General features: G+C 45.5%; 9 protein-coding genes. 1 reads left to right on the top strand and 8 read right to left on the bottom strand.

Features of this window, described 5'->3' with window-relative positions:
* Nucleotides 1-120: 120 nt before the first annotated feature.
* Nucleotides 121-1,596, top strand: a complete 1,476-nt coding sequence (putP, locus tag ACNAZ4_RS18475; protein ID WP_415816841.1) for a sodium/proline symporter PutP — start codon at nucleotides 121-123, stop codon at nucleotides 1,594-1,596.
* Nucleotides 1,597-1,819: 223 nt separating this feature from the next.
* Here the strand turns inward: putP and ACNAZ4_RS18470 are convergent, their stop codons facing one another.
* From ACNAZ4_RS18470 to pruA, 8 genes are all read right to left on the bottom strand, one after another.
* The gene (locus tag ACNAZ4_RS18470) at nucleotides 1,820-2,980 is read right to left on the bottom strand and encodes a serine hydrolase domain-containing protein (protein WP_415816839.1); all 1,161 of its coding nucleotides are present in this window, start codon (nucleotides 2,978-2,980) and stop codon (nucleotides 1,820-1,822) included.
* A gap of 332 nt (nucleotides 2,981-3,312) precedes the next feature.
* Nucleotides 3,313-4,740: an Asp-tRNA(Asn)/Glu-tRNA(Gln) amidotransferase subunit GatB gene (gatB, locus tag ACNAZ4_RS18465; RefSeq protein WP_415816837.1), complete on the bottom strand. Its 1,428-nt coding sequence runs from the start codon at nucleotides 4,738-4,740 to the stop codon at nucleotides 3,313-3,315.
* Between the two features lie 13 nt (nucleotides 4,741-4,753).
* Nucleotides 4,754-6,211: an Asp-tRNA(Asn)/Glu-tRNA(Gln) amidotransferase subunit GatA gene (gene gatA / locus ACNAZ4_RS18460; RefSeq protein WP_415816835.1), complete on the bottom strand. Its 1,458-nt coding sequence runs from the start codon at nucleotides 6,209-6,211 to the stop codon at nucleotides 4,754-4,756.
* Between the two features lie 11 nt (nucleotides 6,212-6,222).
* The gene (gatC, locus tag ACNAZ4_RS18455; RefSeq protein ID WP_415816833.1) at nucleotides 6,223-6,513 is read right to left on the bottom strand and encodes an Asp-tRNA(Asn)/Glu-tRNA(Gln) amidotransferase subunit GatC; all 291 of its coding nucleotides are present in this window, start codon (nucleotides 6,511-6,513) and stop codon (nucleotides 6,223-6,225) included.
* A 167-nt stretch (nucleotides 6,514-6,680) separates the two neighbouring features.
* Nucleotides 6,681-7,121 carry a YueI family protein gene (locus ACNAZ4_RS18450; protein ID WP_415816831.1) on the bottom strand — a complete coding sequence of 147 codons (441 nt, stop codon included), beginning with the start codon at nucleotides 7,119-7,121 and terminating at the stop codon, nucleotides 6,681-6,683.
* Nucleotides 7,122-7,526: 405 nt separating this feature from the next.
* Entirely contained in the window at nucleotides 7,527-8,807 is a 1,281-nt protein-coding gene (gene aceA, locus ACNAZ4_RS18445; protein WP_415816829.1) for an isocitrate lyase, read from the bottom strand.
* 44 nt (nucleotides 8,808-8,851) lie between these two features.
* Nucleotides 8,852-10,447, bottom strand: coding sequence for a malate synthase A (aceB, locus tag ACNAZ4_RS18440; RefSeq protein WP_415816827.1), 1,596 nt, complete (start codon nucleotides 10,445-10,447; stop codon nucleotides 8,852-8,854).
* Between the two features lie 321 nt (nucleotides 10,448-10,768).
* Complete coding sequence (gene pruA / locus ACNAZ4_RS18435) at nucleotides 10,769-12,316, bottom strand: L-glutamate gamma-semialdehyde dehydrogenase (protein ID WP_415816825.1); 1,548 nt, start codon at nucleotides 12,314-12,316, stop codon at nucleotides 10,769-10,771.
* Nucleotides 12,317-12,423 lie beyond the last annotated feature (107 nt).

Genomic DNA, 12,423 nt, shown 5'->3' with positions numbered 1-12,423 from the left:
ATGGAATAGCTTTTTTAGCAAAAAAATAGATTGTTAATCATTCAATTGAAATGATAGAATATTAATTGTATTAGCAATATTTTTTTAATATTTTTTCACAATAACAAAGGGGGAAAGATTATGTCCAATGAAATGTATCAAATCATTGCCATCGGGATTTACATGGGCGCGATGCTTTATATCGGCTGGTATTCCTACAGAAAAACGAGCAATCTGACTGACTACATGCTTGGCGGCAGATCGCTTGGTCCGGCAGTCACAGCGCTAAGCGCAGGTGCGGCTGACATGAGCGGCTGGCTCTTGATGGGTCTTCCAGGGGGAATTTATGTAAGCGGTTTAGCGAATGCATGGATTGCCATTGGATTGACCGTTGGCGCTTATCTCAACTGGCTTTATGTAGCACCTCGACTTCGCTCATACACGCATGTCGCGAATGACTCCATCACGATTCCAAGCTTCCTTGAAAACCGGTTTAAAGATGATACAAAGCTATTGAGAATTGTATCCGGAATTGTTATTCTTCTATTTTTTACTTTCTACGTTTCCTCCGGAATGGTCGCCGGAGCTGTTTTCTTCCAAAGTTCATTCGACCTTGATTACCATACCGGCTTATTGCTTGTTTCTGCAGTCGTAGTGGCTTACACACTATTCGGCGGCTTCCTGGCAGTAAGCTACACCGATTTCATCCAGGGAATGATGATGCTCTTCGCCCTGCTTCTCGTTCCAATCATCGGCTTCGGGAAAACCGGCGGCCCGGCAGAAACGTTCGAAACCATCCGGGCAATCGACCCAACCCTGCTTGACTTGTTCAAAGGCACTACAGTTCTTGGCATCATTTCAACTGCGGCATGGGGCCTCGGGTACTTCGGCCAGCCGCATATCCTCACCCGCTTCATGGCGATTACCACCGTAAAAGAAACAAAAAGCGCCAGAAGAATCGGCATGGGCTGGATGATTTTCTCACTGATCGGCACCATTCTGACTGCATTGATTGGTCTTGCTTATTTTACACAGAATCCAGATATCAAACTGGATAATCCAGAGGCCGTCTTCATCGAGCTTGGACAATTATTCTTCCATCCATTGTTCGCCGGACTTATGCTTGCTGCTGTTCTTGCCGCAATCATGAGCACGATCTCTTCCCAGCTGATCGTTACATCGAGCGCACTGACGGAGGATTTGTACAAAATCTTATTCAAAAAAGAAAAATCCGATAAGCAGTATGTATTTTTCGGACGTATGGCAGTACTAGTTGTAGCGATCATCGCTGCTTCCCTTGCCTGGGTACAGAACGACACCATCCTTGGCCTCGTTGCCTACGCATGGGCAGGCTTCGGTGCAGCCTTCGGACCAATCATCCTGCTTAGCCTGTACTGGAAAAAGATGACCAACTGGGGCGCAATCCTCGGTATGATCGCCGGTGCAGCCACTGTCGTCATCTGGAGCAATGTCGGCCTCAGCAGTGTCATGTACGAAATCGTACCAGGTTTCATAATCAACCTGATCATTTCAGTGGTTGTCAGCATGGTAACTTATAGACCAAACCCTGAGATTGAGAAAGAATTCGATATGAGTGTTGAAAACTTAAAATCGTAATATTAGTAAAGATGCCACAGACATTTCAACTCTGTGGCATTTTTGTATTGTATTTACGAGAATTTCCTATTTAAAACGTTCAATATCGGATTTTCCCTGGTGAATGTTCCACGTGGAGAGTCAGAAAAGTTCGACATTCCCGAGGAGGCAGGAGAAAAGCCTGATACTTTTTTTTTTTACTGTATTAAAGTTTAATTGGCTGAACAACCCCAACAGAATTCCATTACTTTGCAAAAACTTGGTTATTTATTAGTTTATATAAAATGGAAGGCCACCAATCCTTTACTCCCCACTTTTCCCCAAGACGAATTGCGATTGCATTGTTTTTTGGACTAATATAAAGTACTTGCCCTAAGTTTCCTAATGCAAAATAATCATTATTTTCTTCCAGATTTTTATGTCCCCACCACAAATATTTATAATACGCTTTATTTTGTTTGAACCACATTTTTCCCCAAGGATGATTATTATAATAATGGAAATATTGCCTGTCGGATATGACATTTTCAGGACTAGTAGATTCCTTGATCCACTCTGGGTTAATAAGCTGTTCTCCCTGCCACTTCCCTTGATTAAGATACAAGGAGCCAAACTTCGCCAAATCAATGGCTGTCATGACAAGTCCACTTTCAGTTTTTTCAAAAGCATGTTTCTCACTATCTAGAATCCAGTGGCTTTGAAACTCCAAACCCATTTTACTGAGTAGCCGTTGGTACATGTATTCTGACACCGTTTTACCTGTAACTCTTTCAAGAATCAGCCCCAAAATTAGCAGGTGATAATCATTATAGTGAAAAAACGATCCGCTTGAATCCTCCACTACTGATAATGCCAGCTCTCTAGCATTTGGATGTAAATAAACCTTTGCTTCATCGCTCCAAGGAAAGAGACCTTCCTTATATTTAATACCTGATTCCATTTGTAATAGTTGCTTGATCGTCATATTTTTCAACTTCAATTCAGGAATATAGGCATTAATCGGATCATCAATGTGAATTAACCCTTCATTCACGACAATTCCCAATAAGGCAGACATATATGATTTCGTAATAGAGAAAAGTTTGTGAGGGGTTTCTCTATTATAGCCGTTAAAATAATCTTCATAATATATCTGATCATCTTTAATAAGAATGAGAGCTGTGGTTCCAGAGTGTTCCATGAAATCCTTGAAAGGGCTCGTTTGTTTTTGTCCTTTATGCATATATTCGATTTGGATAAATTCACTTCTTTTAAGCGACATTTCATATTCAAAGTACTCATCACTTCTTGGGAAATCTTTTGTCGAGAATAAATGATAATCATCGTGAGCAACAGTGAATCCATTTTTCAGTAAGTAGGAAACATAGGACTGCATGTAACTGTTTTGCTTCAATTGTGCTTTCATGGTTTTCCTCCGCATAAATAATACACACACTACATATTCCATTGTTTGGCGGTAAACTCCTTTGTACCATTAAATATTTCTTAAAAATCCCTTATGGATTTTTTGTTGAAGGCTCAGTTAAACAAGAATTTTTGATATAAAATTATTGAGAATAAATTTAAAACAATGGAATCAAACTTTAGTCTTTTGCAAATGGCTTACCCTTGGTTCTGTCTAATGCTTAGTATGTTTGTAGAAATTTGCATTTATAGGTTTATTCTTCATTAGCCGTATCCCCCTTTCCCGGGAAATATCGACAAAAAAGCTGGCGATTGGTTCGCCAGCTTTCGCTATTATCTCTTATTCAATTCTTCAACAAGCAATTTGTTTACCAGTGGCGGGTTTGCCTGGCCTTTTGTCGCTTTCATGATCTGGCCGACAAGGAAACCTTTTGCTTTGTCCTTTCCGCCTTTGAAGTCTTCGACGGATTGCGGGTTGGCGTCGATGATTTCGGTGATGATTTTTAGCAGCGCACCTTCATCAGAAATTTGCACAAGCCCCTTCTCTTTGACGATCTGCTCTGGATCGCCGCCTTTTTCAACCAATTCCTTGAATACCTGTTTGGCGATCTTGGAAGAAATCGTGCCGTTCTCGATCAGCTTGACCAAGCCGGCAAGCGCTTCAGGAGTCAATGCTGTTTCATGCAGTTCTTTCGATTCAGACTTCATATAGGCAGAGAACTCGCCCATCAGCCAGTTAGAAGCCTGTTTTGGATCGGCCTCAGCTTTGACGACAGATTCAAAGAAGTCTGCCATCTCTTTCGATACGGTCAATACCTCTGCATCATACGCCGGCAGTCCCATCTCCTCGATATATCGCTTCTTGCGCTTATCCGGAAGCTCTGGAATTTTTGCACGGACTCTCGCCTTCCACTCTTCATCAATGTAAAGATCAGGCAGGTCCGGTTCAGGGAAATATCGATAATCATCCGATCCTTCTTTTACACGCATTAAGATAGTAGTGTTCGACGCATCATCGTAGCGGCGTGTTTCCTGCTGGATTTCGCGACCAGCCAGGATTTCCTCTTCCTGCCGTTTTTCTTCGTATTCAAGGCCTTTTCGGACAAAGTTGAAGGAATTCAGGTTCTTGAGTTCGGTTTTCGTTCCGAATTCCTCCTGTCCGACTGGCCTGATGGAGATGTTCGCATCACAGCGAAGTGAACCTTCTTCCATCTTGCAATCCGATACGCCGGTGTATTGGATAATGGACTTCAACTTCTCAAGATAGGCATAAGCTTCGTCAGGAGTGCGAATATCGGGCTCCGATACGATCTCTACGAGCGGCGTTCCCTGGCGGTTATAGTCCACTAGCGAATAGCCATTGCCGTGCGTCAGTTTTCCTGCATCCTCTTCCATATGAATGCGGGTAATTCCGATTTTCTTTTTATAGCCATTGACCTCAATTTCGATCCAACCATTTTCACCAATCGGCTTATCGAACTGGGAAATCTGGTAGGCTTTCGGATTGTCCGGGTAAAAATAGTTCTTCCGGTCGAATTTCGTATGTTCTGCAATTTCACAGTTCAAAGCCATAGCGGCTTTCATAGCGTAATCGACTGCTTTCTTATTCACGACCGGCAGTACACCCGGATAGCCCAGGTCGATTACGGTTGTATTTGTATTCGGCTCGGCACCAAAATGGTTCGGGCTCGCCGAAAAGATTTTCGAATCTGTTTTTAATTCAACATGGACCTCAAGTCCAATTACCGTTTCAAACTTCATCGTTTTCACCCCTTTACAGTTCAGGTTGTTGTTTATGGAATTCTGTTGCCTGCTCGAATGCATGGGCAACCTTATATACTGTGCTTTCATCGAAATGGCGGCCGATAATCTGCAATCCAAGCGGCAGGCCTTTGTCAAATCCGCACGGAACTGAAATGGCCGGCACACCTGCAAGATTGACTGGAATCGTTAAAATATCATTCACATACATTGTCATCGGGTCCCTTGTATTCTCGCCAAGTTTGAAAGCAGCAGTTGGCGTTGTCGGTCCAATAATAACATCATATTGTTCGAATACTTTTTCAAAGTCCTGCTTGATCAGCGTACGGACCTTCTGGGCTTTTTTATAATACGCATCATAATAACCAGAGCTGAGCGCAAACGTACCAAGCATGATCCGTCGCTTTACTTCCTCACCGAAGCCTTCTGCACGAGTCTTTTTATACATATCGATCAGATTCTCGGCGTTCGGTGTGCGGTAGCCGTAGCGCACGCCATCAAAGCGCGCTAGGTTCGCAGACGCTTCGGATGAAGATAATAGATAATAAGTAGCCAAGGCATACTTGGAATGCGGCAGGGAAACCTCTTCATATGTCGCTCCAAGTCGCTCAAGGACTTCGAGTGCATCCATAACCGATTTACGGACCTCTTCGTCGACACCCTCACCAAGATATTCCTTTGGAACGGCAATCTTCATTCCTTTTATATCGCCAGACAGGGAACCGATATAGTCAGGGATGTCCACTTTTGCAGAGGTGGAATCCATCTCATCGTGACCCGCAATTGCTTTTAACAAAAATGCATTGTCTTCAACATTTCGTGTGATCGGGCCGATTTGGTCCAAAGATGACGCGAAGGCAATCAATCCGAAACGGGAAACGAGGCCATATGTAGGCTTCATGCCAACCACTCCACAGAACGATGCCGGCTGTCGGATTGATCCGCCTGTATCAGAACCAAGCGAAAACAGCACTTCACCTCCGGCGACTGAAGCTGCGGACCCACCGGAAGACCCACCTGGTACACGCTCAAGGTTCCAAGGGTTAAGCGTCTTTTTGAAGCCGGAGTTTTCATTCGATGACCCCATCGCAAACTCGTCCATGTTCAGCTTGCCGATGGTCACCGTATCGGCCTGTTTCAGCTTCTGGATGACCGTCGCATCGTAAATAGGATTGAAGTTTTCGAGAATCTTGCTCGCTGCCGTCGTGCGCAGGCCATTTGTTACGATATTGTCCTTGATTCCAATTGGCAGGCCGTATAATGCATTGGTTGGAGCGTTCTGCACTGCCTTCTCATCCAACGCTTTCGCTGCTGCTCTGGCATTTTCTTCATCCAATGTCAAAAACGCCTGGACCTTGCCTTCGACATCGCCAATCCGCTTGAACGATTCGTCGACCAGGTCGGAAACGCTAAGCTCTTTTTTATGTAAAAACTCATGAAGCTCCGAAATCTTATGTTCGAATAAACTCATTGCTGGTCCTCCTACTCCATAATTCCAGGTACTTTGATCTGCCCATCCTGGTGCTCAGGCGCATTCTTTAAAACCTCTTCGCGCGGAAGGCCCTTTTCGGCACGATCCTCGCGCATGACATTCTTTATCTCAAGCACATGAGCAGTCGGTTCAACATTATGCGTATTCAGCTCATTCAACTGTTCTGCGTAGGTAATGATTTTATCCAGCTGGTCTGTCAGCATTTGCGCCTCTTCCTCGTTAATCGCCAGCCTCGCCAGGTGTGCGACATGCTTCACCTGATCCTCTGAAATCCTTGACATATAAACACCTCCATTTTAAATCGTCAGACAATAATAATGATCATAGCAAAGTTTTCCGCGTTAAAGCAATACAAGCCTTGCTGTTTGTACTATTTTAACATGAGAGGTGGGTGATCGCAGAAAAAAAGAATAAAAGAGCCGCCTGAATTGAGGCCGCTCTCTTCACCCTACCTTTTGAACAACTTTGAAAAGAAGCCCTTTTTCTCCTTCAACTGAACAGGTGATGCAATTGGGCTGACTTTTTCCGTGAGATAAATCTCCTCTTTATCAATCGCATAGTCATGTGCCAAAACCAGGCCAAGCTCGGAATCATAATCTTTGTTGGTAACAATCGTAAACTCGATGCCGCGTTTTTCAGCCGCTTTGATGTACTCTGACAAATATGGATATGAAATATTCCCATTCAGAAAAAGATGGGCCTTCGGGTTTTCTTCCATCAGCTGCACGACCTGCGGCTCCACACCCTTCTTCATCACCTGCCCCTGAGTCAGCGCAATGACCACACGCTCCCTCAAGGTCGTCAGGAATCTCCTTCTCTCATCAGGCTTCGTCTGCTTCGCCCCATGGATCCCCTGCTGTAAATAATCATCCAACTTGCTGTTGTTCAAACCGATCCACCCCCAACTTAATACAGCTTCCGTATTTACTCTTATCTTAACCTTTTCTCAGCCTCTTGAGTTAAAGCTCTGCTTTCCCACTCTTTTATGACGGACACTTCTTTCACTTTTCCTTCGATTTTTGTCCATCATAATCTCCATGACGGACTAAAGCCACACCGCTGCTCCATTTCTGTCCATGATCGCAAATATAGCAGCATACTTCCACTAATACTATGTATGTTCCCGCCCATTTGTCTGTGCTAGTTTAAGGTTAACCTATTTTGAGCAAAAAAAACCTCCTCTTCGCAGCGAAGAGAAGGAAACAAATAGGAGAATGCAAGGTAAAAAAATCAAAACCTACTATGGTGAATCTTCGCCTGAGTTGGAGAGCCCAGGCGAATAGAAAACCCGTAATCAAGAAGTGGTGAACTGCGCTTCTTCCGTAGATCCTTTTAGTGCAGTCGTTGAGGAAGTTCCACCGGAAATGACCATTGATACATCATCGAAGTAGCCTGTTCCGACTTCGCGCTGGTGTCTTGTTGCTGTGTAGCCGTGCTGTTCGCTTGCGAATTCAGCCTGCTGCAGCTCGGAGTATGCAGCCATGCCGCGCTCTTTGTAGCCGCGCGCCAGTTCGAACATGCTGTGGTTCAATGCATGGAAGCCTGCAAGTGTAACGAATTGGAACTTGTAGCCCATCTTGCCAAGCTCAACCTGGAACTTCGCGATTGTTTCGTCGTCCAGCTTTTTCTTCCAGTTGAATGATGGTGAGCAGTTGTAAGCAAGCAGCTTGCCAGGGAACTTTTCATGAATTGCTTCAGCAAAACGGCGAGCTTCATCTAAATCAGGCTCGGAAGTTTCACACCAGACAAGGTCAGCATATGGAGCATAAGCCAAGCCGCGTGCGATTGCCTGGTCAAGGCCAGCCTTCACACGGAAGAATCCTTCAGGAGTCCTATCACCAGTGATGAACGGAGCATCATATGGATCTACATCGCTCGTGATTAAATCAGCAGCGTTCGCATCAGTACGAGCTACAATCAAAGTTGGCGTGCCCATGACATCTGCCGCAAGTCGGGCGGCAATCAGGTTACGGACTGCTGTCTGTGTAGGAAGCAGTACTTTTCCACCAAGGTGTCCGCATTTCTTTTCAGAGGAAAGCTGATCCTCGAAGTGAACGCCTGCCGCACCCGCTTCGATCATGCCCTTCATTAGTTCGAACACGTTCAACTGGCCGCCGAATCCTGCCTCGGCATCAGCCACGATCGGTGCGAACCAGTCGATCGAATCGTCGCCTTCTCCATGAGTAATCTGGTCAGCACGCTGCAGCGCCTGGTTGATGCGCTTAACTACCGCTGGAACACTGTTCGCAGGGTACAAGCTCTGGTCAGGATACATATTTCCGGAAAGGTTCGCGTCCGCTGCAACTTGCCAGCCGCTCAGATAAATCGCCTTCAGTCCTGCTTTTACCTGCTGGACTGCCTGGTTGCCAGTCAAAGCGCCAAGTGCATTGACGAAGTCTTCTTCATTTACAAGCTTCCACAGCTTTTCCGCACCGCGGCGAGCCAGTGTATACTCGATATCAATCGAACCGCGAAGCTTGATGACATCCTCCGCAGAATACGTTCTTTCCACTCCTGCCCATCTGCCATCCAATTCCCAGCTTTCCTGCAATTGCTTTATACGATCTTGAGTCATTTTTGTTCCTCCTAATGTTTGGTTTATATGAATCTATCAATCTATTAAGCTAAAGCCTGATAGCCAGGCAATGTTAAAAACTCAACGAATTCGTCATTTAAAATCAACTGATCAAACAGCCCTGCTGCCTGCTCAAATTTTCCGTTCTCAAATACCGCATCGCCGACTTCCAGCTTGATTTTCTCAAGCTCCTCTTCCTTCAGTTCCTGATACATTTCAACTGTCACTTTGCGCCCATCTTCAAGAACTCCTTTTGGATGGCGAATCCATTGCCACAGCTGGGCCCTGGAGATTTCCGCTGTGGCAGCGTCCTCCATCAGATTATGGATTGGCGCTGCGCCGCGGCCATTCAGCCAGCTGGCCACATATTGGATGCCGACATTGATGTTCATTCGCACGCCCGCTTCTGTTATCGTGCCTTCTGGTACAGCAAGCAGGTCAGCTGCTTTTACCTCCACATCCATCTGCTTTCCTGATTCAATCTGGTTCGGCTGCGGCATTTCTTTATTGAATGCCTCCATCGCTACCGGTACCAGACCTGGATGTGCGACCCATGTGCCGTCATGTCCATCACGGGCTTCGCGTTCTTTGTCAGCCTGCACCTTTGCGAATGCCTCAGCATTTGCTTCCTCATCATTTTTAATCGGGATTTGCGCCGCCATGCCGCCCATTGCCGGTGCCTTGCGGCGGTGGCATGTCTGGATTGTCAGCAAGGAGTATGACCTCATGAACGGAACCGTCATCGTCACTTGTGAGCGATCCGGTAAAATTACATCATCCTGTGATCGCAGTTTTTTCAGATAGCTGAAAATATAATCCCATCTTCCGCAGTTCAAGCCAGCGGAGTGCTCTTTCAGTTCATATAAAATCTCATTCATTTCGAATGAAGCCAGAATCGTTTCGATCAAAACAGTTGCTTTAATCGTTCCCTGTGGAATGCCAAGATAGTTCTGTGCATAAACGAACACATCATTCCATAGGCGCGCTTCGAGGTGGCTCTCCATCTTAGGAAGGTAGAAGTATGGGCCTGTGCCCTGCTCCACCAGCTTTTTCGCATTATGGAAAAAGTACATCGCAAAATCGAATAATCCGCCGGAAATCGGGTTGCCATCGAGCAATACATGTTTTTCCTCTAGGTGCCAGCCTCGTGGGCGAACCATTAAAACAGCCGTTTTTTCATTCAATTGATACTTTTTTCCATTGGGATTTTCAAAAGAGATTGTCCGGTTGACAGCATCCCTCAGATTGATCTGGCCTTCCACAATCGCTTCCCATGTCGGCGAAGTCGAATCCTCGCAGTCTGCCATGAAGATTTTCGCTCCGGAATTAAGTGCGTTAATGACCATCTTCCTGTCAGTCGGACCCGTGATTTCCACCCGGCGATCCTGCAAATCCTTTGGCAACGGTGCGATTCTCCACTCGCTTTCACGGATATGCTTCGTTTCTGGCAGGAAATCCGGAAGCTTGCCAGCGTTGATTTCTGCCTGGCGCTTTTCCCGGGCTGCCAGCAATTCCACCCGACGCTCGCCAAAATGCCTTTCTAGCCGCTCTACAAAATCAAGGGCCTCTGGTGTCAAAATTTCTTCGTATCCGCTTTTCATGCTGCCTACAATTTCAATTCCTGTAGTTTGTGTCGACATTTTCTGTCTTCACCCCTTTGTTATAGTACAGAATCAATAACTCTAATATGTATTATATAACAGGGTTTTTAGATTGCAACTATTTTGCGATATTTTTCTGAAAATTTTTTTAAATAGGGCTATAGTCCTTCATCCATAAATAGGTAAACGGTGCGATTATGCTTTTGAAGCGTGCAATTATGTCATCAGAACGTGCAATTCTTCCCCTTTTCGGTGCAATTAAACGCGGTGATGGTGCAATTCCTGGTCTTGACCGTGCAATTAATATTACCAACACAAAAAATCCCCCTCTCTCAACGAGAAGGGGATTCCAGATCTGTATTAATACATTTCAGAAGTAGTCTTTGCTTGCATGTGAAGCATCAGGTAGTCAGGTCCGCCAGCTTTTGAATCCGTTCCTGACATGTTGAAGCCGCCGAATGGCTGGTAGCCAACGATTGCGCCTGTGCAGCCGCGGTTGAAGTAAAGGTTTCCGACATGGAAATCTTCACGTGCCTTTTGGATGTTTTCACGATTGCGAGTGATAACCGCTCCAGTCAGGCCGTATTCTGTGTTGTTCGCAATTTCAAGAGCATGGTCGAAGTCCTTCGCTTTTGCGAAAGCGACAACTGGTCCGAAGATTTCTTCCTGCATGATGCGAGCCTGTGGATCGACATCAGCGATTACTGTTGGCTTGATGAAGTAGCCTTTTGAGCTGTCTCCTTCTCCCCCAGTCATCAAACGGCCTTCTTCCTTGCCGATTTCGATATAGCTCATGATCTTGTCGAATGCACCCTGGTCATTTACAGGGCCCATGAATGTACTTTGATCAGTAGGATCATCAAGCTTAAGCTCATTTGTCAATTCAACGACACGGTTCAGAACCTGGTCGTATACATCTTCAACGATGACTGCACGTGAACATGCAGAACATTTTTGTCCTGAGAAGCCGAAAGCAGAAGCCGTGATCGCTTGAGCAGCCAATTCAAGATCAGCATCGCTGTCGACAACCATCGTGTCTTTTCCGCCCATTTCAGCGATGACGCGCTTAAGCCAGATTTGGCCTTCGCTCAATTTAGAAGCGCGCTCGTAAATACGCAGACCCACATCACGAGAACCTGTGAAGCTTACGAAGCGAGTGTCTTTGTGGTCAACAAGATAGTCGCCCACTTCTGCGCCGCTTCCTGGTACGAAGTTAAGGACGCCGGCAGGAAGGCCTGCTTCTTCCATCACTTCAACGAACTTAGCCGCAACAACTGGAGTAGTTGAAGCTGGCTTCAATAGAACTGTGTTTCCTGTAACGATTGCTGCTACAGTTGTACCAGCCATGATCGCCAGCGGGAAGTTCCATGGAGAAATGATGATTCCCACTCCAAGAGGAATGTAGTCATAACGGTTATATTCATTTGGACGGCTTTCTACTGGCACACCGTCTTTGATTCGTAGCATTTGACGAGCATAGAACTCAAGGAAGTCGATTGCTTCTGCTGTATCAGCATCTGCTTCGTTCCATGGCTTACCCGCTTCTTTTGTTAAAAGCGCTGAGAACTCATGCTTACGGCGGCGAATGATGGCAGCAGCCTTGAATAAAACATCTGCACGTGTCTCAGGTTTTACTTTTCTCCAAGTCTTGAACGCTTCGACTGCCGCCTGCATTGCTTTTTCAGCTAGATCGCGGTTTGCCTTTGAAACGCGTCCAATAACTTCTTCTTTATTGGATGGGTTGTAAGATACAATCTTGTCTTCAGTCGAGATTCTATCTCCGCCGATCACCAAGTCGTAATCCTGGCCAAGATAACCTTCAACTGTCTTCAATCCTGTAAGGTATCCTTCACGGTGATCCTCATTTTTAAAATTCGTGAAAGGCTCGTGTTTGTATGGCTGAACCATTCTATCCCCTCCTATGTAGTAAAACGTTTTCATTCCTTCCCATTCTATCATGAGAATCTCATAGTGTTCAATGACAACGTACTAGCAAGTCTTGGATTGCGAATTTT

Source organism: Mesobacillus thioparans (genome assembly GCF_965138835.1).
GTDB classification, from domain to species: Bacteria; Bacillota; Bacilli; order Bacillales; family Cytobacillaceae; genus Mesobacillus; species Mesobacillus thioparans.
Note: the sequence above shows the minus strand (reverse complement) of the source record. Positions and strands in the feature narration are given on the sequence as shown.

Coding starts and splice junctions, on each gene's coding strand:
- gatB (WP_415816837.1), bottom strand. CDS start 4,740: ATGAAGTTTGAAACGGTAATTGGACTTGAGGTCCATGTTGAATTAAAA.
- putP (WP_415816841.1), top strand. CDS start 121: ATGTCCAATGAAATGTATCAAATCATTGCCATCGGGATTTACATGGGC.
- aceB (WP_415816827.1), bottom strand. CDS start 10,447: ATGTCGACACAAACTACAGGAATTGAAATTGTAGGCAGCATGAAAAGC.
- ACNAZ4_RS18470 (WP_415816839.1), bottom strand. CDS start 2,980: ATGAAAGCACAATTGAAGCAAAACAGTTACATGCAGTCCTATGTTTCC.
- aceA (WP_415816829.1), bottom strand. CDS start 8,807: ATGACTCAAGATCGTATAAAGCAATTGCAGGAAAGCTGGGAATTGGAT.
- gatA (WP_415816835.1), bottom strand. CDS start 6,211: ATGAGTTTATTCGAACATAAGATTTCGGAGCTTCATGAGTTTTTACAT.
- gatC (WP_415816833.1), bottom strand. CDS start 6,513: ATGTCAAGGATTTCAGAGGATCAGGTGAAGCATGTCGCACACCTGGCG.
- pruA (WP_415816825.1), bottom strand. CDS start 12,316: ATGGTTCAGCCATACAAACACGAGCCTTTCACGAATTTTAAAAATGAG.